Source organism: Caulobacter sp. P4_E5 (assembly GCF_056401555.1).
Map to the genome: position 1 here is coordinate 1 of NZ_JBFUJD010000085.1, position 23,677 is coordinate 23,677.

Sequence of the window (23,677 nt, forward strand, 5' to 3'; positions counted from 1 at the left end):
GCGCATGGGCGAGGCTATTCGCACGCCCTACGACTGGTCAGAAGACGTCAAGACCCTGAAGCCGACCACGCTGCTGGTCTATGGCGACAGCGACATGTTCGAGATGGACCACATCGTCCGCTTCTATCAACTGCTGGGCGGCGGCCTACGCGACGCGGGCTGGGACGGCGCAGGCATGGTCCGCCATCGGCTGGCCATCCTGCCGGGCGTCACCCACTACGAGATGTCCGACGCGCCGGGGCTCATCGATACGGCCCTGGCCTTTCTTGATGGGGCGGAAGCTGGCGGGAACCCGGACAGGGGGTGAAGCGGCGATCGACCGTTGGCGAACGTTCGAAATCCCTCTCTCATAGAGAGAGGGGTTCCGCGTATGACCGGCGAATTCCACGGTCCGCTCACCACCCCTCGCGGACGATCGCCGCGCCCGGAACCCACCTTCACCCGAACGGCGGCTTCAGCCGGTAGAACCGCCCCTCGCCCAGCAGGTCGTAGACGCGGCGGATGCGGAAGGCGTGGGGCTGGGCCTCGGCCAGGGCGAACTCGGCGTGGCTGAGGCCGAACGGCGCGACCTCGCCGGCCAGGGTGGTCTTGACCACGATCAGGCGCGGGATCTCGTCCAGGCCGAAGCTGACCACGTCGCAGCCGTCGGGGTCGCCGGCGCGGGCTGGGCGGATCTGGCCGGCCAGGTCGGGGCGACCCCGGTCCGACAGGCGGCGGGCCTCGTGGGCGACGATGCTGGCCACGCCCAGGCCCTTCAGAAAGCGGTCGTCGGCCTCGCGGGCCGACATGTCGAAGCGCTGGATGATCCGGATCAGCCGCTCGTCCATCGGCATCGGCCGAGGCGGCGCGGTCTCGATCAGGGCGACGGCCGACGGGGCGTAGAACAGGGCGGCGGGCCGGACGGCGGCGACCAGCAGGGCCGGCTTGGCCGCCAACTGCTCCTCGACCGCCTCCAGCAGGGCCTCGTCATACGACCAGCGCGGCGGCTGGTCCTTCAGGATCGGCAGGCCGATCAGCGACAGCACCGCCGAGATCTCGCCCTGCTTCCAGGTGATCGGCATGTCCGACTTGCCGGTGACGAAGCGGACAGTGCGGTCGTGGCTGGCGCGGTCGACCGGCTTGCCGGCGAGCGTCTTCTCCAGCTGGGCGACATAGTCACCCACCACCACCGCGAGGTCAGCCCCCGTCCAGTCGCGCCCGCCCGATTCCCCCGTCATCGGAAGATGATGGGCCAAGGCGGCCGCGCGCGCTAGGCGCTTGGGTGAGCGTCCGGTGACGCCATCTGGCCAACACGTTGATTTACGTTGTCATCCCGGCCGCAGCGCAGCGGAGAGCCGGGACCCAGGGGCCACCGCACTGCGCTTGGCCCCTGGGTCCCGGGTCGGCTTCGCCGCCCGGGATGACGGGGGATTTAGATTCGACCAGTGCGGCGGTCGCCGCTATTTCGCCGCGCTCACCGCCACCGCCATCGGCGCGTCCTGCACCGGCATCTGGTCCGGCTGCAGCTTGGCCGCTTCCATCGCCCGCCGGACGGTGGTGATCGGCGTGTCGGAATCGACCTTGAAGGTCAGGGCCGCCGTCTGGGCCGGATTGTCGCCGAGATTGGCGAAGCCGCCGGGCCGCTGGGCGTTAAGCGTCACGCCATAGGTCTTGTTGGCCAACACCCGGCACAGCAGCACGAAGGTCCTCTGGTCGCCGAGCAGGCGCGGCGTCTTCACGCAGTCCATCGGCTCGGCGCCCGGCGCGGGCGCGTAGTTCCAGGCGCTGGGCGACATCTGCTGGTCGAACGAGACCTTCAGGATCAGCACGCCGGGCACGACGGTCTCGCCCTCGGCCGGATAGGTCGAGACCAGCTTGGGCGGCAGGGTCGGCGGCATGATCAGCACCGGCGAGACGGCGTTGGGCTCGTCCTTGGGCGGGACCTGGGTCTGGGGACGAGTTTGGGCGTGAGCCCCCCATGCGACAGAGCTCCCGACCAGGGCGGCGAAAGCGATCAGGAGGGGAACCGAACGGCGGCGCGACATCTTTCCAGACTGACCTTCAAGCGCGGCCTTCTCAAGGCGTCTTTCGAGGCCTACATCGCCCCTATGACCGATAAACCCGAAGTTCCGGCCTCCGAAGCGTCGAACGACGAGACGCCGATGCAACGCGCCCTGCGCCTGAAGAAGGCCGCCCAGGGCAAGCACGGCCATGGGGCCAAGGCCTCGACCGGCAAGATCGAGCGCGCCAGCGCCGTCGCGCCGACCGGCAAGTCCAAGCCCTGGATGACCCGGTGACGATCCCCAAGGTCCTCGGACGTACCTCTTCCATCAACGTCCGCAAGGTCCTCTGGACCCTGGACGAACTGGAATTGGCCTATGAGCGCGAGGACTGGGGCGCAGGCTTTTCGCCCACCAACGATCCGAAGTTCCTGCAGTGGAACCCCAACGCCCTCGTACCGGTGCTGATCGACGAGGACGGCCCATTGTGGGAGAGCAACGCCATCTGCCGCTATGTGGCGGCGGGCACGCCGCTATTCCCCGACGGCCGCCGGGCGCGCGCCCTGGTCGACCAGTGGATGGACTGGCAGGCGACCGAGCTGAACACGGCCTGGCGCTATGCCTTCGCGGGCCTGGTGCGCAAGTTCCCGGGCTTCGAGGATCCCCAGCAGATCGAGGCCAGCGTCGTGGCCTGGAACACGGCCATGGGCCTGCTGGACGCGCGACTGGTCGACACCGGCGCCTATGTGGCCGGCGAGCACTTCACCATCGCCGACATCGTTCTGGGCCTGTCGGTTCACCGCTGGCTGCATAGCCCGATCGCGCGCGAGGAATGGCCGGCGCTCAACGCCTATTACGCGCGGCTGAAGCAGCGGCCGGCGTTTTCGAAGTGGAGCCTCCCGGAGGTTCCATAACCGGCTCCGAGCCCGCCTGGGGCAGGCTGGCGATCGGCACGCCGGGCAGCAGCGGCTCGCCGGTCCACTCCCAGTGCCAGGGCTCGTAGGCGTAGTTGACGAAGCCGAACCGCGGCGCGTTCACCACCATCCAGCGATAGAGCGGCGAGCGGCTCATCACCAGCCGGTTGGCGTCGGCCGAGGAGTCGGGACCAAAGCCCGGCGCGGCGTCGATGAACACGTCCATGGCCAAGCCCGTGCGGTGGGCCGAGCAGATGGTGCGGATCAGGCCCTGGCAATTGTTGTCCCGCGCGCAGCGCTGGGCGTCGGCGTCGGGGCTGCGGAAACCGGAATAGATCATCAGGCTCTCGGGCCGGCGCAGCACGCCCGCCGCCCTCGCCTCGGACACCATCCGGCGGTAGGCGTCCAGCGCGCCGGGCCGCAAACGGATGGCCTTGCCGCCATAACTCTCCTTGGGATCGGCCTGAGCCAGATTGGCGTCGAGCGGCGCGCCGGGGCAGGTTCCCTCGCGGTTCACCCGTACGAACGGCCGCGCCAAATGCCAGCGCACCAGCATGGCGGCGAACACGGCGGGATCGACGACGCCCGTCCGCTGAAGGCCATGCGCGCCCTGCCAGCGGGCCAGGGCCGAAGCAAAGCCGTTCGAGCCCGGCGCGCAGGTCGTACCGATCTCGGCGGCGATGCGTGGGGCGTAGATCTCCCAGCCGGTCTCGGGCTTGCCGAACGGCGACCAGATCAGGGTGGACAGCGAGGCGGCGTTGACGGCGGCGGCGGTCTCGGGCGCGTCGCCGGCGTCGCAAGACTCCGGCGCGCCGGATAGGGCCGTCAGGGCTGACGGCGGGTCGATCGAAGGCACGTGCTGCGGCGGCGCGTAGGCCGCCACGTCACGCGGCTGGGCGGGGGTCGGTGACGGCGGGCCAGCTTGCTCCCATGGCGGCCAGATCACCCACAGCCAGAAGCCGCCGACGGCCAGCGCTAGCAGTCCCAAGCCCCACAGCAAACGGCGCAACGCCTTCAATCGGATCCCTCACGTTCGTGGAACTTCGCCATGGCTCAAGGCTTGAGACGGAAGACTCGTTCCGCTTGGAGATTGCATGACCGGCCTGGTTTCCCGTTTCGCCCTGATCGCCGTCCTGGCCCTGTGCGCCTGTGACGACAAGCCACCGGCCAAGCCTGTTCCCGCGAAGACCGTTCAGAAGACGCCCGTCCAGACGCCGCTGGTCCCCGCGCCCCCGGCCGTGGCCGCCGCCTCCCCGATCGCCCAGGCGATCAACGGCGCGACCTTCGACCCGGCCGCGACCGATCCGAACGCGCATCGCGACCTGCTGGTCCGAGTCCAGACCCTGCTGGACCGGGCCCATTTTTCGCCCGGCGTCATCGACGGCCGCGACGGGACCAATCTGAAGCTGGCGATCCAGGCCTTCCAGGCGTCGCGCGACCTGCCCGCCAATGGCGAGATCGACGCCAAGCTGGTTGAGACCCTGACCGCCGGCGACAACGGCCCGGTGCTGGTCGACTACACGATCACGCCGGAAGACGTGGCCGGCCCGTTCTCGCCGCCCGTCGCCAAGGAAGACTATGAGGCGATGGCCGCCCTGCCGGCCATGAACTACCATAGCCCGCTTGAGATGCTGGCCGAACGCTTCCACGTCGATGAAACCTTGCTGCAGGCCCTCAATCCCGGCGCGGACTTCGGCGCGGCGGGGACGACGATCATGGTGACGGCGCCCGGCGCCGACACGCTGGACCGCAAGGTCGACCGCATCGAGATCGACAAGGCCCTGGGCCAGGTTCGCGCCTTCGACAAGGAGGGCGTCGAGCTGGCGGTCTATCCAGCCACGGTCGGCAGCACCGAACGCCCTGCCCCGTCCGGCGAATGGGCGGTGCGCACCCTGGCGCCCCGGCCCACCTACACCTACGATCCGTCGCGCCTGACCTTCGGCAAGCCCAAGGGCAAGCTGACCATCAAGGCCGGGCCGAACAATCCGGTCGGCTCGACCTGGATCGACCTGACCAAGGACACCTACGGCATCCACGGCACGCCCGACCCCAAGCTGGTCAACAAGCGCGCCTCGCACGGCTGCGTGCGCCTGACCAACTGGGACGCGGCCGAACTGGGCTCGGCCGTCAACAAGGGCGCCAAGGTGGTGTTCATGGGCGCCGAGGCGCGGGCGTCGTAAGGCTCCGACCTCATTGCCTCAAATCGCGTGTCATCCCGGCCGCAGCGAAGCGGAGAGCCGGGACCCAGGGGCCAATGCAGTGCGGTTGCCCTGGGTCCCGGATCGCGCGAGCGCGTCCGGGATGACACGCTGTTTGAGCATCTAAAGTTACTTCGGCTTCCTGAACTTCAAGATGAACTGATCCGTCTTCCCGCGGATGCTGGGATCAAACACGCTGGCCGTATGCGGGTCGGCGGCGCTGGCCAGCAGCGGGCTCTCGGCTTCCAGCTTGAAGCCGGCGGCCTCGACCTCGCTCTTCACGGCGGCGACGTCGATGCGGTGCAGGCTGTCGGCCGCGCCGATCCCCGAGCCGGCGATGGCGGCGTGGTCGACGACCAGGAACACCCCGCCCGGCTTCAGCGACTTGAAGATCTCGGCATTGGCCTTGGCGGCCGTGTCGACCGGGAACGGCTTCAGATGCATGTCGTGATAGTTCTGGACGGTGATCACCGCGTCGACATTGTCGGGCAGATCCAGCGCCGTCATCGGGCCGGTCAGGGCCTTGGCGTTGGCCAGGGCCGCGACAGTGGTCTTCTGATCCTCGCCGTACTGGGCCTTGAACTTGATGAACTCGGTGGGCTGGAAAGCGTAGACCGTGCCCTTGGGACCCACGGCGCCCGACAGGATGCGGGTGAAGTAGCCGCCGCCCATGACGTAGTCGACGACCGTGGCGCCCGGCTTGATCTCGGCCAGGGCCAGGATCTCGCCCGGATGGCGCGCCGCGTCGCGGGCGCTGTCGGCGGCCGGGCGCGACGGATCGGCCAGCGCCTTGGCGATGTTGGCGGGGACCTCGGCGAACGCGGCGCCGCTGACGCTGAGCGCCAGAAGGGCCAGAACCGAAACCAAATGCTTGCGAGCCATTGCGCGCCTCCCTTGCTGTGGCGCTTTTGGTAGCAGGCCGATGGCCTCCAGCGAACGACGTTATCATTACATCGCCGTCATCCTCGGGAAGTCATTTCAGCGCCCGCGCCCAGGCCAGGAATGCCGGCGCCCAGGCCGCCGCGGGCGCGCCGGGCGGCGAGGTCAGGGCGAAGCCGTGGCCGCCGGTGGCGTATTCGTGCTCCTCGGCCGTCCCGCCCGCCGCGCGGATGGCCGCCGCGCCCTGGCGGCTGTTCTCGATCGAGACGCGCGTGTCGTCGATCGCGTGGAACAGGAAGGCTCGCGTCGGCGTCGTGAACTTGCGGAACGGCGAGTCCGACCGACCCACGCGGGGGAGATTCAGGGCCGGATAGCCCAAGCCGATAAAGTCCGGCAGCGAGGCCATGGCGTCCAGGGCGTCGACCGGCGGATACAGCGGCGCGCCGCCGCGCGAGGCAAGGGCCGCCGCGAGCGTGCCGCCGGCCGAGAAGCCCAAGGTTCCGACCAAGGTCGCGCCACTGCGCGCGCGTAGGATCCGCAAAGCCCGCTGAGCATCCTGCAACGGCGCGTCCATGCCCGCCTTCCAGCCGTCGCTGGGGATGCGGTAGACCAGCACTCCCGCCGTGATCCCCTCGCCCGCCAGCCAGCGGGCGATGGCGTGGCCTTCCTTGTCGGCGACCACCTTGCGGAACCCGCCGCCCGGGATGACCAGCACCGCCAGCCTCGCCGGCGAGCTTCCCGCGCCCGGATAGATCGACACCGTCGGCCGGGTGACGCCCAGGACGCTGTTGTCGATCGTCCCATCGGCCATGGTGTAGGGATCCAGCCGCTCGACCGCCTTGACCCGTTCCCCGCCCGGCGCGGGGCCCGGCCACAGCGCGATCGGCTCGGGCCGGGTGTCGGCGGCCAAGGCCGGCGCGGCGGCGACGGACAAGCCCGCGGCCAGCAAGGCGCGGCGGTTCCAGGCGAAGACCATGGGCTTCCTCTCCGATGCGTCCCGTAACCGGACGTTGCAGCCATGACACCGGTGACAGATCCCGCCGTCAACTGCCTTCCGTAGCGTCGCCCTATCGCGCCGCCCGGCTTTGCGCGCATGATCGGCGATAACGAATAGAACGGCCGGGGAGGCCGGGGGGAAACAAGCATGCTGAAGTGGATCCTGCGCGGGGCCGGCGCGCTATTGGCGCTGGTCGTGCTGGCGGCCGCGACGCTGGTGGCGGTCGATCGCGCCAGCCTGCCCAAGGCGCCGGACCGGCAAGCCATCCTGGCCAAGGCCAAGCTCTACGACGTCCGCATCCGCCGCGACGAATGGGGCGTGCCGCACGTGCTGGGACGCACCGACGCCGACGCGGCCTTCGGCCTGGCCTATGCCCAGAGCGAGGACGATTTCGAGACCTTGCAGGACGTGGCGCTGGCCACGCGTGGCGTGCTGGCCCGCAGCAAGGGCGCGAGCGCCGCGCCAACCGACTACGTCTCGGCCCTGCTCGACGTCTGGCCGACCGTCGATCGCCACTACGACGAACTCCCCGCCGAGCTGCGCAAGCTGATGGAGGCCTATGCCGACGGGGTCAGCGTCTATGCGGCCAAACATCCGGAAAAGCTCAAGCCGGGCTTCCTGCCCCTGACCGGCAAGGACGTCGAGGCCGGCTTCGTGTTCAAGCAGCCGTTCTTCTACGGCCTGGACGGCGAGTTGAAGCAGCTGACTTCGCCAACGACCGAAAGCGCTCCGCCCAAGGGCTCCAATGGCCTGGCCACCGCGCCCGCCCGTAGCGCCGACGGGGCCACCCGCCTGCTGGTCAATTCGCACCAGCCCTATACCGGTCCCGTCGCCTGGTACGAGGCGGTGGTCGAGAGCGGCCAGGGCTGGCACGTGGCCGGCGGCTTCTTCCCCGGCGCGCCGTTCATGCTGCACGGCCACAACGCCACACTCGGCTGGGCCAACACCGTGTCCAAGCCCGACCTGGTCGACGTCTACCGCCTGACCCTCAATCCCAAGAACAAGAACCAGTACCGGCTGGACGGCCAGTGGAAGGACTTCGACAAGCGCTGGGTCACCCTGCGTGTGAAGCTGCTCGGCCCCATCGTCCTGCCCGTCCGCAAGGCGGTGCTGCGCTCGGTCCATGGGCCGGTGCTGGAGACCGACCATGGCGTCTTCGCGATCCGTTATGCCGGCATGGGCGAGTGGCGCCAGCCGCTGCAGTACTGGCGGCTGAACCACGCGCGGACGATGGACGAGTGGCGCGCCGCCATCGCCACCCACGCCATCCCCAGCCTCAACTACATCTATGCCGACGCGGCGGGGAACATCGGCTTCGTCCACAACGGCCAGTACCCGAACCGCACGGTCGCCGCCGACTGGGCGGGGATCCTGCCCGGCGATCGTTCGGACCTGGTCTGGCAGGGCTATCGCCCCGTCGAGCAGAGCCCGCAGCTGTGGAATCCGAAATCGGGCCTGGTGTTCAACTCCAACAACAGCCCGTTCCGGGCCAGCGAGGACGCCGACAATCTCAAGCCCGCCGACTTCCCGGCCTCGATGGGCTTGCAGACCAACATGACCAACCGCGCCTGGCGGGCGCTAGAAACCTTCGGGACCGACCACGCGATCACCGACGCCAGCTTCCGGGCCCACAAGTTCGACGTGGCGTTCAGCGACCGCTCCAGCGTCATGGACATGGTCCGCGAGGTCACGGCGATCGATCCCAAGGGCGACGCCGACCTGGCCAAGGCTCAGGCTATCCTCCGAGCCTGGGACAGGAAGGCCGACGTCCACGATCGCGGCGCGGCCCTGGCGGCGCTGATGACCCAGCCGATCCTGTTCGCCCATGTGAACGGCGACCCGGCCCCCGCGCCGATCGACAGCCTGCGCGCGGCGATCACGACGCTGAAGACCCATTTCGGCCGCCTGGACCCCGAATGGGGTCAGGTCAACCGCATCCGGCGTGGAAGCGTCGACCTGCCGATCGACGGCGCGGCCGACACCTATCGCTCGGTGTGGGGCATCCCGCAGAAGGACGGCACGACCACCGCCGACGGCGGCGACACCTTCATCATGTTCGTCACCTGGGACAAAGCCGGACAGCTCCGTTCGGAGAGCATCCACCAGTTCGGCTCGGCGACCTTGGACAAGACCTCGCCGCACTATGCCGACCAGACCCCGCTGTTCGTGGCCATGAAGACCAAGCCCGTGCTGTTCACCGAGGCGCAGCTGAAGGGACACGTCAGGGTGGACTATCGCCCCGGCGGCCGCTGAAGGTTAAGCTGGGCCGTTCAGCCGCCGTTCAGTTGGCGAGCGGCTAGCTGGCTTCACAACGAAGCTTTCTGGTGGGGAAACGACATGCACAAGACCTTCGCCCTGGCGGCCCAGACCGTCCTCTCTCTGGCCGCCCTGTCGCTGGCCGGCGCGGCCTCGGCCCAGGCGCCGAGCTGGAACGGCCAGTACGATGATCCGCCGCGCGGCTCTTACACCCGCTCGTGCCGCGATATCACCGCCTTCAATGGCCAAGTCTGGGCTCGCTGCCAGAGCGGTCGCGGCGGCTGGGAATGGTCTAGCGCCCGCGCCCGTGATTGCGGGAGCCAAGGCCTGGAAAACCGTGACGGTCGCCTGGAGTGCGCCGGCTTCAACAACCCCGGCGGCGGCGGCGGTTGGAACGGTGGCGGYGGCTACAATGGCGGCGGCGGTGGCTACGGCGGCGGTCGTCCGGGTGGCGGCTATCGCGCGGACATCGTGATGTTCGAAGACCCCAACTATGAAGGCCGCGCTTATGAAGTGATCGGCGACATGCCCGATCTCGGCGCCGTCAAGTTCAACGACCGGGCCTCGTCGATCAAGGTCGGTCGCGCCGGCGGCCGGTGGGAGATCTGCGAGCACGCCAACTACCAGGGCCGTTGCAGCCGTCTCGACGCCGACCAGGCCATCCTGCCGCGCGAGTGGAACGACGGGATCAGCTCGATCCGCCGCGTGCGCTAGGAGGCCTGGACATGCGCAAGATCGCCTTCCTGATCGCCTGTGGGGCCGTGGCGCTCCTGACCACCGCCGCCGTTGCCCAGGAGCCCCTTCGCGACGACCATCATGGTGGCGGCGGCGGCTACGACCATCATGGTGACGATAGCCAGGACCAACGACGCGATGACTGGCGTCATGACCGGCGTGGCGGCAGCCGCTGGGGCGGTGGCGGCGAGGTCGTCCTGTTCGAGCACGACGGCTTCCGCGGCGAGGCCCGTCCTCTGCGCGGCGATGCGCCGGACCTGTCGCGGCTTGGCTTCAACGACCGCGTCTCGTCCATGCGCATTTCGCGCGGGGCCTGGGAGTTTTGCGAGCACGCCTACTATCAGGGCAAGTGCTGGCGCTACGACTACGACGCGGCGAGCCTGCCCAAGAAGCAGAACGATCGCTACAGCTCGGTCCGCCGGGCGCGCTGACGCTAAGAAGCCCCAAGCCGCGCCTGGCCTCTTGAAGCCCGGCGCGGCGCGCGGTTAAGGTCCCGCCGCCTCAAAGCTGGAGCTTTTAATGCGCAAGATGATCGTCCTCGCCGCCGCCGCGACCGCCCTGCTGGTCTCGGCCTGCAACACCATCGAAGGCGCGGGACGCGACGTCTCGGCCGCCGGCAAGGCCGTCGCCGGCGCCGCCCGCGACGCCAAGAACTAGGCGTCCTCCTCCCGCGAGGTCTCGGCGCCGATCGACCGCTTCTCGTGCGCGGCGACGGCGCCTTCCGGGGCCTGGCGGACGGCGTGTTCGGCCTTGGAGACCGCCTCGCCTTGGCGGGGCGGTTTCGAGGTTTCATTGGACGGCGTGTCGGGGTCTGGCGTCATGTTTCGCTTCGCTTCTCAGCACACGCGATCAACGCCATGACATCACGGCGGTTCCGAACCCAGATTGAGGGCATTCTATTCGGAAGCGGCGCTCTGAAATACAGTCTTCATTAACCAGGACTATTCCAGAAACCGAGCGAGACATCGTTTGCACGGTTTGATCCAGGTCAAATCCGAGAAACGGTTCACCGTTACTTACTTTCGACATGGACAAAACGTCGCCCGTGCGACGGCTGGTCGCCCTTTTCTCGCCGCGCCGGGAGGCGCATATGAGCGCCATGCCAGAGTCCCAGTCCGTGTCCCAACCCGCGTCACCGCTGCTTACCGGCCTCAAGCGCGGCCTGCTGCACCGCTGTCCCAACTGCGGCGACGGCCGGCTGTATATGCGCTATCTGAAGGTCGACCCCGAGTGCGAGGCTTGCGGCCACGAGCTGGCCGGTTATCCCGCCGACGACGGTCCGGCCTATTTCACCATCCTGTTGGTCGGCCACCTGTTCGTGGCGCCGTTGCTGTTCTTGCCCTGGATCTGGCAGGCTTCGCCGCTGCTGGTCGCGCCGCTGACCCTGATCCCGCTGGCCGTCCTGACCCTGCTGCTGCTGCCGCGCGTGAAGGGCGGCGTGATCGGCGCGCTGTGGGCCTTCCGTCTGAGAAAAGCCGAAGACACGCCCCTCTAGCGGGAACCAAACAGCGCGGAACCGACAAGCGCCGCTAGGTATTCCGAAGACCTGACCCCAGCGTCGCCACGGTGGCGACCGTGGGATTTGGAGGAAACTTCGGACCATGCTCGGCACCATCCTTATCATTATTCTGATCCTGGCCCTCGTCGGCGCCCTACCCACCTGGGGTCACAGCCGCTCGTGGGGCTATTTCCCCAGCGGCGGCCTTGGCCTGATCCTGGTGATCATCATCATCCTGGTCTTGCTCGGCAGGATCTAGCGCCGCGTTCGAGCGCTTGCCCTAGACCGGCGTTCGCCTAAGCTCCCCTCCGAACCGGGAGGGGAGACCACCATGACGGCGACCGCCGAAGCGGCATCCGACAACGGGGGCACGCGCCTGTCGCCGTTGGCCCGGGCCAAGGCCATCCTGGGCGGCTCGGCCGGCAACCTGGTCGAATGGTACGACTGGTTCGCCTACGCCGCCTTCACCCTCTATTTCGCCCCCGCCTTCTTCCCCAAGGGCGACCAGACCGTGCAGCTGCTGCAGGCGGCGGCGGTGTTCTTCCTGGGGTTCGTGGCCCGGCCGATCGGGGCCTGGCTGATGGGCATGTACGCCGACCACGCCGGCCGCCGCGCAGCCCTGTCGGCCTCGGTGGCCCTGATGTGCGGCGGTGCCCTGATCATCGCCCTCACCCCCGGCTACAAGACCATCGGCCTGTGGGCCCCGGCCATCCTCCTATTCGCCCGCGTGCTGCAGGGCCTGTCGGTCGGCGGCGAGTACGGGGCCAGCGCCACCTATATGAGCGAGATGGCCGGCAAGGCCCGGCGCGGCTTCTGGTCCAGCTTCCACTACGTGACCTTGATCGCCGGCCAGCTGCTGGCCCTGGGCGTGCTGATCGTCTTGCAGCGCTGCCTGCCTGAAGCCGACCTGAAGGCCTGGGGCTGGCGCGTGCCGTTCGCCATCGGGGCCCTGCTGGCCGTGGTGGTGTTCTGGATCCGCCGAGGGCTGGACGAAAGCATCGCCTTCAAGGCTCCCGCCCAGCGCGAGACCCTGTCCCGCGGCCAGGTGGCCGCCGCCAGCCTCTTTCTGCTGCTGACCGTGGCCGCCGGGGTAACCGGCGTCACCACCGGGCCGCTGGCTCGCCCCGGTCAGATCCTGGCCGCGCTGTTTCTGGTGTTGTTCTTCGTCTCGCTGATCGTGCCGCTGGTCCGCCGCCATCCGCGCGAGAGCCTGCTGATCATGGGCCTGACGGCCGGCGGCTCGCTGACCTTCTACGTCTACACGACCTACATGCAGAAGTTCCTGGTCAACACCGCGGGCTTCAGCAAGGGCCAGGCTTCGGAGGTCAGCGCGCTCAGCCTGATCGCCTTCATGCTGATGCAGCCCCTGGCCGGCTGGCTGTCGGACAAGGTCGGCCGCAAGCCGATGCTGATCGTGGCCTTCGGCGGCGGCGCCCTGACCATCTGGCCGATCATGACCGGCATCAGCCACGCCACCTCGGTGACCACGGCCCTGGCCCTGATCCTGGCCGGGGTCGCCTTCCAGTCCTGCTACACCGCGATCAGCGCCGTGGTGAAGGCTGAGCTGTTCCCCGCCCATATCCGCGCCCTGGGCGTGGCCCTGCCCTACGCCCTGGCCAATGTGCTGTTCGGCGGCACGGCCGAGATGGTCGCCCTGGCCTTCAAGCACCAGAAGATGGAGAGCACTTTCTATCTCTATGTCGCCGGAGTGATGACCCTGGGCCTGATCTGCGCGATCGTCCTGAAGGACACCGGTCGTAATAGTCTGATCATTGAAGACTGAGCATGGCAGCCGAAAGTGTGGGCGGTTTCGGCGCCCGCCATGCGCCAAACAAAAAATGAACCTGGTTTTCCGACTCTCCGCGTCCGGCTAGATTTCGACCATGCATCTGCTCGACACCATCGTCCTGACCGTCTTCGCCGCCTGCTGGCTGCTGTACGAGCCCATGCTCAAGCGGCTGGGCGAAGGCGGCGGCGTGCTGAACACCGACATGACGGTGATCCGTCGTCGCTGGATGCAGGAGATGGCGGTGCGGGAAATCGCGCTGCTGGACGGCCAACTGCTGGGCCATGCGATCAATTCGGCCAGCTTCTTCGCCTCGTCGAACCTGATCCTGATCGCCGCCGCGGCCGGGGTGCTGTTCGGCGGCGACAGCGCTTGGAAAAGCGTCGAGGGCCTGGCCGTGCTGGCCAAGACCACGCCGCTGATGTTCCAGGTCAAGCTGGGCTTGGTGCTGGTAGCCCTGGCGCGGGGCTTGCTCGACTTCATCTGGTCGATCCGCCAGATGAACTACTGCCTGGCCGCGATCGGCGCCGCGCCGATGTGGGCCCCGCCCCCGATCCTGGCCGAGTACGCCGAAGCGGCGGGCGGCATCCTTAACCCCGCCCTGTCGGCGTTCAACGCCGGCGTCCGCGCCTACTATTTCGCCCTGGCGGCGGCCGTGTGGCTGCTGGGGCCCATGCCCTTCCTGTGCGCCACCCTGGGCGCCATGACCCTGCTGCTTTGGCGCCAGCGCCGCAGCCGCGCCTCGAACGCCGTGCGCAAAGTCCGCCAGATCCTGGAGCGCCAGCCGGTGACTCACGGCCCGCACCTGACGCGGCTTGAGCCGCCGCCGCCGGAAGACCGGATTTAGAAAGCTGAGGAACGTCGCCCCGGCGCGGCGTTCGTCTCGCCGCGAACACCCAGACCCCAGATGCAATAAGCCCCGCCGGCGAAAGTGGTCACCGGCGGGGCTAATGGGAAGTCTTGTGGGTAGACCTATTCTTTATACCTTAACCGGCCGGGTTTCGCAACCGCCCTGCTACGAGAATCCGACATTTCGTCGTGACTTCGCCCTGCAACTTCCGCTATTGCAAAGCCCCCTTCAGATTCCCGCATCAATAGTCAAAATATCGACCACAACGAGCGGCAGCGCGAGAGGGCGTCAGAGTGTCGCCAATCTATAGAGTTCTCCAGAGAAGATTAATCTCCGGAAGATTTAATCCAATGGAGGGTTTCAAACACTGAATTTTCGCACACCTCTTCGGCCGCACCGCAAACTACATTTGAACGGAGCCCRATCACGTCCAAAAAGGTTTCAAAATTTAACAATCACACCCCAACAAGGCGAGCTTCGAATCTAGCGGTGGCGAGCGCCCGGAAAGCGCCGTTGAGCCTGACCGTCCCCGACTCCCGCTAAACGCGTGCGCCGAAGCGGCGTTAGATACCCAGGGCCGTCCAGACCGGAAGAATTTTCGCGCCCCATTGCGCGGCCTCTGTCTTCAGTTCGGCCAGATTATCCTCGCCTTGCAGGGTCACGCCATCCTTGATGATCGCCTGGTTCTGCGCCTGCAGCAGCTGCCAAGCGAAGGTGGCCCAGTCGTCGGACGTCTTGCCGCCGCTCTGCTTGCTGATCCAGAACAGCTGGCTGAACCGCGGCGCCGATACGCCGCCGCCGGTGACCGGAGACGCGAAGTAGGCCACGTCGCCGACCGACAGGGCGCGGCGGGAAATCGCCTTGTTCAGCGCCTGGGTCCGGGTCTTTGCCTTGCTGAGATCCTGGCCAGGGGCCGCGGCCTGGATGACACCAAGGCCAAGCAGGATCGTCAGGGCCGAGCTCAACTGCGCGAAGTTGACGTTCTTGCCGCCGAGGTGCGCTTCCAGTTCCAGGATCGAATGGGGCTTGTGGTCCAGCAGGAGTTCGTAGATCGGCTGGTAGATCTCATCGATCAGACCCGCCTCGCCGATCACCCCCCTCACCTTTGACGGCAGGTCCTCCTTGGCGGTGGTCAGGACGATCCGTTCCTCGCGCAGGGCGGCGACTTGCTCGTGCCCCACCAGGGCCCGCACGCCGCGCACCCAATAGTCGCGCCGGAACTGCTGGTTCACGCAGTAGTCCCTAATGGTTTCCCGCAGCGACACGTCGGGGATCCCCCGCATGAACTCGGCCTGAGCCGGCGTCATGTTCAGGTCGTACAGATTGTCGAGCGTGTGGGCCGAACTGGCGAATCCGACCTTGGCGTCGCCCAGCCAGCTTTCCATGTCGGCGAAGTACATCGGGTCCCAGTCCCGATTCATGTACTCGTGCGCCAAGTACTTTCGATCCTGGCCCTTGACCTGCTTGAGCCGCTCCATCGCACCGGGATTGGCCTTGGCGTAGAGAGGCTCCAGCGCCAGGAACTGATCGATGAAGCCCAGAGCCGCGTCGGTCTGGCCGACGATCCCCTGCCCCGGCGCGCCCATCACGTCGGCGTGGCGCTTCATCAGATGGCGGATCGGCGCCGAGGCCGACCAGCCTGGCAGCGTGTTGTAGGAGATATAGAGCACGCCGCCCGGCCGCAGCTTGCGACGAATGAAATCGACCAGCACGCCGCGGTTCTCGTCCGAGATCCACGTCCAGATGCCATGCAAGCCGATGAAGTCGAAATCCGGCAGGTCCTTGCGACTGCAGAACTCGGCGAACGCCTCGTCGTAGAGTTTGGCGTCGGCTCCCGCTAGTCGGACCATCTCGGAGGCGAAGGCGGCCTGGGACGGGTTGAAGTCGGTGCCGTACCAGTTGATCCCCGGTTGGGCGGCGGCGTGGATCGAAACCGAAAGCCCCTGTCCAAAGCCGAGTTCACAGGCGTTCTCGATCCTCGGCGCGTGCCGGCCAACCATCAAAAGCGGAAGGCGGCACCGGAGCGGGTTCAGCTCCCCATAGTAGCCAAAGGTGTAGTTGACGTCGGTGACGTAGCCAGCGTTCCATTCGGTCGACACGCGATCTCCTTACGGCTGCTCACAACCAATTGCTGCATTGAAACACTGCCGCTGACAAGTTCGCGCCACGATCGAACCGAGCATACGGTCGCCTTTCGCGTGGCGTCCTCGCGCGGCGAGCCGCTATAGGTCTGTCATCCAGCCCGTCCGGCGATCGATTCCGCACACATTGCTCATGAAAGCCCGCCTTCTCGCGCTCTGGCGAAACCTGCCGGCTCCGGTGCGTCGAGCCGCGCACCTAACCGCGGGCGCACCGAGCGCGACCTTCAGGGCGGTGAGCGACGCCTTCGACGCGGCGGTCAAGGCGCAAGCGGAGCGCACGGCCCAGGCGCGCGCCGGTCGTCGCGCCAAGCGCCGGAACCTGCCGCCGACCCTGCCCGTCACAGTCGTGGGCTTCCATGGCGCGGTGCACGGCCTCGGCGAAGGGGCGCGCATGCTGGCCCGGGGTTTCGCCGACGCGGGGTTGGCCGCGCGCGCGATCGATCTGTCCGCCCAGGTCGGCTTCCCTGTCGACCTACCGGCCGCCTTCCCGCCGCCCGCCGCCGAAGAACGGGGCGTGGTGATCTCGCACATCAATCCGCCGGAGCTGCTGCGCTGGGTCCGCGAGACCGAGGGGCGTCCGCTGGAGGGCCGTCGCCATGTCGGATACTGGGCCTGGGAGCTGGAAGACGTCCCGCCCGAGTGGAAGGCCGCCTTCGCGCTCGTCGACGAGGTCTGGACGCCGTCGGCGTTCGCCGCCGACGCCATCCGCAAGATCGCGCCCCCGCGCGTGAAGGTCTCGCCAGCGCCCTATCCGCTGTACCTCAATCCACGCCCAGCGCCCGATCGCGCCCGCTTCGGCCTTCCCGAGGCCGCGGTGGTCGTGCTGATGGCCTTCGACTTACGTTCCACCGCACAACGGAAGAACCCCCACGCCGCCCTGCGCGCCTTTCAACGGGCGCATGCGATGGCGTCCAAGCCCGCTCTGTTGCTGTGCAAGATCGTCGGCGCCGATCTCTATCCCGAGACGTTCGAGGCGCTGCGGGACCAAGTGGCGGACGACCCGTCGATCCGCCTGATGACCGAGAGCCTGTCCGCCGACGACATGGCCGCGCTGACAGCCAGCAGCGACATCGTTCTGTCGCTGCATCGCTCCGAGGGCTACGGCCTGTTGCTGGCCGAGGCCATTTGGCTGGGCAAGCCGACCCTGGCGACGGGTTGGTCCTCGAACGTCGAATTCATGGACCCCGCCTCGAGCCGACTGGTCGATTTCGACCTGATCCCGGTCGAAGGCGACGGCGCCATCTATCGCGCCGGCCGTTGGGCCGACGCCAGCATCGAGGACGCGGCCGGCAAGCTGGCGCGGATGATCGCCGACGACGCCTGGCGCGCCGAACTCGCGGCCGCCACGGCGCGCAACGGCCACGTCTCGTTCGGTCGCGAAGCCTGGCTGCGGATGATCCGCGACCTGCTGCCCGTGACCTAGCCCTTCGGCGCGGTGGCGACCGGCGAGTCGCTCAGGCTCGGCAGATCATTGATCGACTGCGGCGGCGTCACCTTGTCGGCGGACATCGGCTTGGCCGGAAGGTCGGTGGACGGCGGGCGGATCGGCGTGGTGTCGCCGGCCTTGGGCTTCTTCGGCTCCATCGGCAGGGCGATCTTGTCGAAGGCCTGGACGATCACATCTGTCGGCAGCATGCCCTTGTAGCGGACCCTCTCGAAGTGCCGCTCGGGGTCGTAGGACTGGACGCCCGGCGCCAGATTGCCGACTTCCAGCGTGCCGACCTGGGCTAGCAGCTGTACGCGGCCGACATATTCGTTAGCCCGACCGCGCACGAACCCGATCTGGGCGTTCTGCAGTTCGGCCTGGGCGTTCAAGACCTCGATCGTGCTGCGCAGGGCGAAGCGCTCTTCCTCGCGCACACCGTAGAAGGCGWTGGTGTCGGCCTTCATTTCCTCCTCGAGGGAGACCAGCGATTTGCGGGCGGCGACCAGCTGGTCCCAGTACTGCGAGACGCTCAGCACCATGTTGCGGCGCGCATCGTCGATCAGCAGCTTGTCGCGATTGTTCTCCTCGACCGACTGGCGGACGGCGGAGCTCAGCTGGCCGCCGGAGAACAGGGGCTGACTTAGGGTGATCCCGGCATTGACGGTGTCTTCGCGCAAGCCGCCACGCCCGAAGTAGGGCGTGCTTGAGCCATTGCGGTAAGCCGCGTTCGCGCTGACCGAAAACAGGCGTTGAGCGCGAGCCTCGGCGACGCCTTCGCGCGACGACTTTTCCGTATAGCCCGCGGCCAGGAGGTTGGGATTGGCCTGCTCCGCCTGATTGAAGGCCTCGTCCAGGCTGGCCGGCAGGCCATCGATGTCCGGCTCCGGCTCGAGCGTGTCGGGCATGTGGCCGATCAGCGAAGCGTAGAAGGCTGCGCTGACATTCAGTTGCGCCTGCGCGTTGGCGACCTGGGTGGTGGCGGACGCCAGACGGGCTTTTGCCTGCTGCACGTCCGTGAGCGTCACCTGGCGAACCGAGTACTTGTCCTCTGTGTCCTGCAGCTGCTTGCGAAGCCAAGCTTCGCCGCCTTGGCTGATGCGCAGCACCTCACGATCGCGGCGCACGGAAATATAGGCGTTGGTGACCCGGACCAGCAGGTCCATTTCGATGCGACGCAGGTTCTCGCGCGCGGCCTTGATCTGAGCCTCGACGCCCGCCAGCCGCGCGGCATAGCGACCATTGGTATACAGGGCCTGGCTGAGCGACAGCTGGGTCGTCTGGCTGGCCGCTTCTCTTCCGTTATGCTCCAGAGCGCCCTTCTGCCAACCATAGTTCTCGGCCACGGAGGCGCTGGCCTGCAGACCATAGGCCGCGCGGGTCTGGGTGTAGTTCTCGTCCAGGGCGCGCATGGCGGCGCGCTGCGCCTGGATGTTGGGATTGCTCTGATAGGCGGCGGTGATCGCGTCGGACAAGGTCTCGGCGTGGGCGAGCTCGGCGCGACCGAACACGGCCATGGCGACGGCCATGGCGATGACGGACGACCGAACGGACAAGGTTTTCAACAACACTCGCACTTCCTAGACTTGGGCGGATCTCAGCTTAACCCGGCCTTCAACCCAAAATTTGTGGCTTAATCAAGAAGACGGCGGACCGTCTCCTCCCATGTGACATTCTTGTCGCGCCAGAGTTGACGCGCGGCGCCCCCGAGGGATATCGCGCGCGCCTTGTCCGCCGTCAAACCATGCAACACTTGAGCTAACGCCTGAGGCGAAGGTTCGGCCACCGCGCCGGTGTCCTGGCTGACGATTTCCAGCAAACCACCGGAGTCGGTCACCGTCAGCACGGCCTTGCCCGAGGCGAAGGCCTCCATGGTCACGTAGCCCACGCTGTCCTCGTCGAATGGCAGATAGGCGCAGACCAGGGCGCCGTTGGCCCAGCGGGCGATGTCGGCGCGCGGGTGGAAGCCGAAGCGCAGGTCGACCCGGTCCTTCAGGTCCAGGTCCTCGACCAGCTTGCGCAGACGATCGGCATAGGCCTGGTTCTCCGGCGGACCGGCGATGACCAGCCGGGGGCCGTTCGGCAGCAGCGCCAGGGCCTCGATCAGCAGGTGCTGACGCTTGCCCGCCGCCACCCGGCCGCCGGCGAAGACGTAGTCGCCGTAGTCGCCGCCCGTGAACAGCTCACCGTCGTTCAGCGGCGGATACAGGACCTCGCTGGCCACGCCGTTGAACTTCATCAGCCGGTTCTGGGTGACGGGCGAGTTGCAGAAGATCTTGCGGCACTGGGCGAAGCAGTCGTTGTCGGCCGCGCGGATCGCCGCCTTCACCGCCCTGCCCGTCTCGTCGAAATCGAGATGGCTCTGGCCCGCTTCCGACAGGTCATAGGCCTGGCGGAACTGGTGCAGCAGCCATAGCACCTTGTCGTGGTGCGGGATCAGATAGGCCGGAAACTTCAGGCCGATCACGCGGTCGACATTATAGAGCCGCATGCCCTTGGAGATCAGCATCTCCTCGATCAACCGCTCGGCCGGCTCCCAGGTGAAGGGAACGCGGACAAGCTCGGACTGGACGCCCGGCGTGGCGTTCAGACGACGGACCAGGTGGTCAGCCAGTTCCTCGGCTCCGCCGCGCTGGAACGGGGCGGCGTTGTTGACGACCAGAACTTTCATGCCGTCAGCCGCTCCACGACGGTGCTCCAGTCGATCTTCATCTCGGCGAGGCGGTTCAGCGACGCGGTTCCCATCTTGGCCACGCCCTGCTTGTCGGCGTGCAGGCGGTCGAACTGCTCGGCCAGGGCCCGGGGATCGGGCGCGCTGATCAGGCCGTTGCGGCCGTGCTCGACCAGCTCCAGTACGCCGCCGGAATCGGTCGTGGTGACGATGGCCTTGCGCGCGTGGGCGCCCTCCAGCGAGGGATAGCCGTAGCTGTCTTCATCCTTGGGCAGGTAGGCGATGGCCAGCGCTTCCTTCAGCATCTCCGCCTTCTCGTCCTCGCTGATCCAGCGGTCCTCGAGGATCACCCGGTCGGCGACGCCCAGATCGCGGGTCATCTGAACCAGCTGGCGACCGTATTCGGGGCTGGACGCCGTGCCGGCCAATCGCAGCTTCACGCCGGTCTTCACATGCTGCATGGCCTCGATCATCAGGGCTTGGCGCTTGTGCGGCTCCAGGCGCGAGATCGCGACGATCTCGTCGCCATAACCGGTGTGGGTGAAGCGCTCGGGCTGATAGATTGGCGGATACAGCGGCGTGGCGTCCAGGCCGTTGAAGGTCTTCAGCCGATCGGCGACCACCTGGGAGTTGGTGAACACCGCCCGGGACTCGGCGATGGCGCGGGTGTCCAGAGCCCGTAGGTTGTCGCGGATCGCCCGGGTGTTGGCGTCGTCCGGCATGCCGCGATAGGGCGTATCCCACAGGTCGTAGAAGGTGCGGATATGGTGGATGAACCACAGCACCTTGTTGGGATGGTCCACCACATAGGCGGGCGGCCGGAAGCAGATCACCCGGTCGCACCACTGGGTCAGGTCGATCAGCCGCCAGGCGGCGATCTGGTGCAGAATCTCGTTCGGATCGTCGGTGAACGGCAGATAGAACCGCTCGACCTCATGGCCGGCCTCGACGAGCTTTTCCTCGAGCCACTCGACGATGAAGCGCGCCCCGCCGTTGATGAACGGCACGATCGAGGAGAGCAGGACGATCCGCATCGGCTAGACCAGCACCTGGTCCAGCGCCGCGACGATGCGGTCGATATCGGCTTCGGAGAGGCCCGCATGGGTCGGCAGGTTCAGGCCGTCGGCGCCGCAGGCTTCGGCGGTGGCGAGGTCGCCATTGGCCAGGTGGGCGTACGGCGGCATGACGTGCATCGGATAGAACACCGGGCGGCTCTCGATGCCCAGGGCGTCCAGATCCTTGATCACCTGATCGCGCGAGGTCGACAGGCCCTCGCCCAGGCGCACAGTGTACATCCAGAACACGTGGCGGCCGGTCGGCGCGACGTACGGCTTGATCACGCGGTTGCCCAGGCACGTCAGCTTCTCGTCGTACCAGCCGATCACCTGTTCGCGAGCGTCCAGGTGGACGTCGACGCGCTCGAGCTGCGCCAGGCCGATGGCGGCCTGGATGTTGGTCATGCGGTAGTTGTAGCCGACGATCGGGAACCAATACCGGCGGTTCGGGTCCATGCCCTGGCCGCGCAGCAGGCGCATCTTGGCGGCCAGTTCGTCGTCGTCGGTGGTGATCATCCCGCCTTCGCCGGTGGTGATGATCTTGTTGCCGAAGAAGCTGAACGTGGCGCACGTTCCCAGCGAGCCGGACTTCTTGCCGTTGTAGGTGGCGCCGACGGCCTCGGCCGCGTCCTCGACCACCTTCAGGCCATGCTTGCGCGCGATCTCCAGGATCGGATCCATGTCGCAGATCTGACCGTACAGGTGCACCGGCATGATCGCCTTGGTGCGCGGCGTGATCAGCGCCTCCAGCTTGGCCGGGTCGAGGTTGAAGGTGCGCGGATCGTTGTCGATCAGCACCGGCGTCGCGCCGCAATAGGTCACGGCGTTGGCCGAGGCGATATAGGTCAGGCTAGGCACGATCACCTCGTCGCCCGGACCGATGTCCAGCGCCACCAGGGCCAGGTGCAAGGCCGTCGTGCCGTTGTTGCAGGCGATGGCGTTGCGCACGCCGCAATAGGCGGCGAAGCCCTTCTCGAACTCGGAGATGAAGCGGCCGACTGACGAGATCCAGGTCGTGTCCATGCATTCGAGCACGTATTCGCGCTCCTTGCCGTCCAGGCGCGGGGCGGCGACGGAAATCCTGGGCAGGGTGTTCGCCGGGCTGGTCATGGCCGGTCTCCTTTGATTTTCGCCGGGACGCCGATCGCCAGGATCCCGTCCGGAAGGTCGCGCACGACAACGCCGCCGGCGCCGATGATCGTATCGGCGCCGAGGGTCACGCCCGGGATCACCCGCGCGCCGACGCCGAGGAAGGCCCGCTCGCCGACGGTCACGCCGCCCGCCAGGGCCGAGGCCGGACCCAGATGGCAGGCCGCGCCTAGCCGGCAGTCGTGATCCACGACCGCGCCGGTGTTGATGATGGCCAGGTCGCCGACCCGCGCTTCGGCGTTGATCACCACGCCGGCCATGACCGCGACCCCCTCGCCGAGGCGCGCGGTCGGCGAGACGATGGCCGAGGGATGGATGGCGTTGACCAGGGTGAAGCCCAGCTCGCGGCCCTTGCGGCCCAGCTTCTCGCGCAGACGGTTCTCGCCGATCGCGACGAACAGCTTGGAGAACCCCTGCTCCCGTAGGCCAGGCAGGGCCAGGTCGTCGCCGACCACCGGAACGCCCAGCACCTCGCGCGGCGTAGGATCGGCGTCGACGACCGCCGCGACCGTCTCGCCCGAGGCCCGCAGGCTCTCGATGATCACCTTCGCATGGCCGCCGCCGCCGATGATGACGACGCCGCCGATGACGACGCCAAGGGTCATTTTCCCGCGCGCCGCTTCAGGTCCGCCTCGACCATCTCGGCGATCATGTCCTGCATGGTCGTGGTGGGTTCCCAGCCGAGCTTGGCCTTGGCCTTGGCCGGGTCGCCCAGCAGCAGGTCGACCTCGGCCGGACGCAGGAACTTCGGATTGACCGTGATGTGGTCCTGATAGTTCAGGCCGACCGTGGCGAAGGCCACCTCGCACATCGCGCGGACCGTCCAGGTCTTGCCCGTCGCGACCACGTAGTCGTCCGGGGTCTCCTGCTGCAGCATCAGCCACATGGCCTCGACATAGTCGCGGGCGTGGCCCCAGTCGCGCTGGGCGTCGAGATTGCCCAGCTCGACCGTCTTCTGCTGGCCCAGCTTGATCGCCGCCACCGCGTCGGTGACCTTGCGGGTCACGAACTCGATGCCGCGCAGCGGGCTCTCGTGGTTGAACAGGATGCCGGCCGAGGCGTGCAGCCCGAAGCTCTCGCGATAGTTCACCGTCATCCAGTGGGCGTAGAGCTTGGCCACGGCATAGGGCGAACGCGGATAGAAGG

Annotated in this window: 25 protein-coding genes and 3 pseudogenes; 15 read left to right on the forward strand and 13 right to left on the reverse strand. The window is 67.5% G+C overall.

The features are described from left to right. On the forward strand, positions 1-307 hold a 307-nt coding region (locus tag AC1DSO_RS20835; RefSeq protein ID WP_477070628.1), incomplete at its 5' end, for a hypothetical protein. Between the two features lie 130 nt (positions 308-437). Here AC1DSO_RS20835 and AC1DSO_RS20840 read toward each other — a convergent pair. Beyond that, positions 438-1,217, reverse strand: a complete 780-nt coding sequence (locus AC1DSO_RS20840; protein WP_477070650.1) for a protein NO VEIN domain-containing protein — start codon at positions 1,215-1,217, stop codon at positions 438-440. A gap of 88 nt (positions 1,218-1,305) precedes the next feature. Here AC1DSO_RS20840 and AC1DSO_RS20845 point away from each other — a divergent pair. Next, positions 1,306-1,413, forward strand: a pseudogene (locus AC1DSO_RS20845) (hypothetical protein); the annotation flags it as partial. Positions 1,414-1,439: 26 nt separating this feature from the next. Here AC1DSO_RS20845 and AC1DSO_RS20850 read toward each other — a convergent pair. Continuing rightward, on the reverse strand, positions 1,440-2,024 hold the full coding sequence (locus AC1DSO_RS20850) for an Ig-like domain-containing domain (protein ID WP_477070629.1): 585 nt from the start codon (positions 2,022-2,024) through the stop codon (positions 1,440-1,442). A 63-nt stretch (positions 2,025-2,087) separates the two neighbouring features. Here AC1DSO_RS20850 and AC1DSO_RS20855 point away from each other — a divergent pair, with 63 nt between their 5' ends. Both AC1DSO_RS20855 and AC1DSO_RS20860 read left to right on the forward strand, forming a co-directional pair. Next, on the forward strand, positions 2,088-2,276 hold the full coding sequence (locus AC1DSO_RS20855) for a hypothetical protein (protein ID WP_477070630.1): 189 nt from the start codon (positions 2,088-2,090) through the stop codon (positions 2,274-2,276). Beyond that, a complete protein-coding gene (locus AC1DSO_RS20860; protein ID WP_477070631.1) occupies positions 2,273-2,893 on the forward strand; it encodes a glutathione S-transferase family protein in 621 nt (206 codons plus the stop codon). The genes AC1DSO_RS20855 and AC1DSO_RS20860 overlap by 4 nt, the downstream gene beginning before the upstream one ends. Here the strand turns inward: AC1DSO_RS20860 and AC1DSO_RS20865 are convergent. Beyond that, complete coding sequence (locus AC1DSO_RS20865) at positions 2,823-3,902, reverse strand: D-alanyl-D-alanine carboxypeptidase family protein (RefSeq protein WP_477070632.1); 1,080 nt, start codon at positions 3,900-3,902, stop codon at positions 2,823-2,825. The two genes, AC1DSO_RS20860 and AC1DSO_RS20865, sit on opposite strands and share 71 nt — an antisense overlap. A gap of 85 nt (positions 3,903-3,987) precedes the next feature. Here AC1DSO_RS20865 and AC1DSO_RS20870 point away from each other — a divergent pair, with 85 nt between their 5' ends. Further along, a complete protein-coding gene (locus AC1DSO_RS20870; RefSeq protein ID WP_477070633.1) occupies positions 3,988-5,073 on the forward strand; it encodes a L,D-transpeptidase family protein in 1,086 nt (361 codons plus the stop codon). Positions 5,074-5,086: 13 nt separating this feature from the next. After that, positions 5,087-5,208: pseudogene (locus AC1DSO_RS20875) on the forward strand (hypothetical protein); the annotation flags it as partial. Between the two features lie 12 nt (positions 5,209-5,220). Here the strand turns inward: AC1DSO_RS20875 and AC1DSO_RS20880 are convergent. Continuing rightward, entirely contained in the window at positions 5,221-5,973 is a 753-nt protein-coding gene (locus AC1DSO_RS20880) for a class I SAM-dependent methyltransferase (protein WP_477070634.1), read from the reverse strand. Positions 5,974-6,064: 91 nt separating this feature from the next. After that, a complete protein-coding gene (locus AC1DSO_RS20885; RefSeq protein ID WP_477070635.1) occupies positions 6,065-6,946 on the reverse strand; it encodes an alpha/beta hydrolase in 882 nt (293 codons plus the stop codon). A gap of 171 nt (positions 6,947-7,117) precedes the next feature. Between AC1DSO_RS20885 and AC1DSO_RS20890 the strand changes: the two genes are divergently transcribed. The 4 genes and pseudogenes from AC1DSO_RS20890 to AC1DSO_RS20905 all read left to right on the forward strand — a co-directional run bounded on the left by AC1DSO_RS20890 (position 7,118) and on the right by AC1DSO_RS20905 (position 10,615). Further along, a complete protein-coding gene (locus AC1DSO_RS20890) occupies positions 7,118-9,220 on the forward strand; it encodes an acylase (RefSeq protein WP_477070651.1) in 2,103 nt (700 codons plus the stop codon). Positions 9,221-9,304: 84 nt separating this feature from the next. After that, the gene (locus AC1DSO_RS20895) at positions 9,305-9,937 is read left to right on the forward strand and encodes a beta/gamma crystallin-related protein (protein WP_477070636.1); all 633 of its coding nucleotides are present in this window, start codon (positions 9,305-9,307) and stop codon (positions 9,935-9,937) included. 152 nt (positions 9,938-10,089) lie between these two features. Further along, a pseudogene (locus tag AC1DSO_RS20900) lies at positions 10,090-10,389 on the forward strand (beta/gamma crystallin-related protein); the annotation flags it as partial. Between the two features lie 88 nt (positions 10,390-10,477). Further along, complete coding sequence (locus tag AC1DSO_RS20905) at positions 10,478-10,615, forward strand: entericidin A/B family lipoprotein (protein ID WP_477070637.1); 138 nt, start codon at positions 10,478-10,480, stop codon at positions 10,613-10,615. On the opposite strand, the gene AC1DSO_RS20910 is transcribed toward AC1DSO_RS20905, so the two are convergent. Next, positions 10,612-10,779, reverse strand: coding sequence for a hypothetical protein (locus tag AC1DSO_RS20910; RefSeq protein WP_477070638.1), 168 nt, complete (start codon positions 10,777-10,779; stop codon positions 10,612-10,614). The genes AC1DSO_RS20905 and AC1DSO_RS20910 overlap by 4 nt on opposite strands. 278 nt (positions 10,780-11,057) lie before the next feature. Here AC1DSO_RS20910 and AC1DSO_RS20915 point away from each other — a divergent pair, with 278 nt between their 5' ends. From AC1DSO_RS20915 to AC1DSO_RS20930, 4 genes are all read left to right on the forward strand, one after another. Further along, on the forward strand, positions 11,058-11,453 hold the full coding sequence (locus AC1DSO_RS20915; RefSeq protein ID WP_477070652.1) for a DUF983 domain-containing protein: 396 nt from the start codon (positions 11,058-11,060) through the stop codon (positions 11,451-11,453). A gap of 106 nt (positions 11,454-11,559) precedes the next feature. Then, positions 11,560-11,715, forward strand: a complete 156-nt coding sequence (locus tag AC1DSO_RS20920; protein ID WP_477070639.1) for a DUF3309 family protein — start codon at positions 11,560-11,562, stop codon at positions 11,713-11,715. A 72-nt stretch (positions 11,716-11,787) separates the two neighbouring features. Then, the gene (locus AC1DSO_RS20925; protein ID WP_477070640.1) at positions 11,788-13,239 is read left to right on the forward strand and encodes an MFS transporter; all 1,452 of its coding nucleotides are present in this window, start codon (positions 11,788-11,790) and stop codon (positions 13,237-13,239) included. A 100-nt stretch (positions 13,240-13,339) separates the two neighbouring features. Then, a complete protein-coding gene (locus tag AC1DSO_RS20930; RefSeq protein ID WP_477070641.1) occupies positions 13,340-14,089 on the forward strand; it encodes a DUF599 domain-containing protein in 750 nt (249 codons plus the stop codon). A 566-nt stretch (positions 14,090-14,655) separates the two neighbouring features. Here AC1DSO_RS20930 and AC1DSO_RS20935 read toward each other — a convergent pair. Then, the gene (locus AC1DSO_RS20935; RefSeq protein ID WP_477070642.1) at positions 14,656-16,191 is read right to left on the reverse strand and encodes a methyltransferase regulatory domain-containing protein; all 1,536 of its coding nucleotides are present in this window, start codon (positions 16,189-16,191) and stop codon (positions 14,656-14,658) included. Positions 16,192-16,465: 274 nt separating this feature from the next. On the opposite strand from AC1DSO_RS20935, the gene AC1DSO_RS20940 reads away from it, so the two are divergent. Further along, positions 16,466-17,656, forward strand: a complete 1,191-nt coding sequence (locus AC1DSO_RS20940; protein ID WP_477070643.1) for a glycosyltransferase family protein — start codon at positions 16,466-16,468, stop codon at positions 17,654-17,656. Here the strand turns inward: AC1DSO_RS20940 and AC1DSO_RS20945 are convergent. The 6 genes from AC1DSO_RS20945 to AC1DSO_RS20970 form a co-directional block, all read right to left on the reverse strand. Then, positions 17,653-19,233 (reverse strand): TolC family outer membrane protein, encoded by a 1,581-nt coding sequence (locus AC1DSO_RS20945; RefSeq protein WP_477070644.1) that lies wholly within the window; start codon positions 19,231-19,233, stop codon positions 17,653-17,655. The genes AC1DSO_RS20940 and AC1DSO_RS20945 overlap by 4 nt on opposite strands. 56 nt (positions 19,234-19,289) lie before the next feature. Continuing rightward, complete coding sequence (locus AC1DSO_RS20950; RefSeq protein WP_477070645.1) at positions 19,290-20,327, reverse strand: glycosyltransferase family 4 protein; 1,038 nt, start codon at positions 20,325-20,327, stop codon at positions 19,290-19,292. Beyond that, positions 20,324-21,361: a glycosyltransferase family 4 protein gene (locus tag AC1DSO_RS20955; protein ID WP_477070646.1), complete on the reverse strand. Its 1,038-nt coding sequence runs from the start codon at positions 21,359-21,361 to the stop codon at positions 20,324-20,326. Before AC1DSO_RS20955 ends, AC1DSO_RS20950 begins: the two co-directional genes overlap by 4 nt. Before the next feature lie 3 nt (positions 21,362-21,364). Further along, positions 21,365-22,492 (reverse strand): DegT/DnrJ/EryC1/StrS family aminotransferase, encoded by a 1,128-nt coding sequence (locus tag AC1DSO_RS20960; protein ID WP_477070647.1) that lies wholly within the window; start codon positions 22,490-22,492, stop codon positions 21,365-21,367. Beyond that, positions 22,489-23,136, reverse strand: coding sequence for an acetyltransferase (locus AC1DSO_RS20965; protein WP_477070648.1), 648 nt, complete (start codon positions 23,134-23,136; stop codon positions 22,489-22,491). The genes AC1DSO_RS20960 and AC1DSO_RS20965 overlap by 4 nt, the downstream gene beginning before the upstream one ends. Beyond that, the coding region (locus AC1DSO_RS20970) for a GDP-mannose 4,6-dehydratase (protein WP_477070649.1) at positions 23,133-23,677 on the reverse strand (545 nt) is incomplete at its 5' end. The genes AC1DSO_RS20970 and AC1DSO_RS20965, both read right to left, overlap by 4 nt.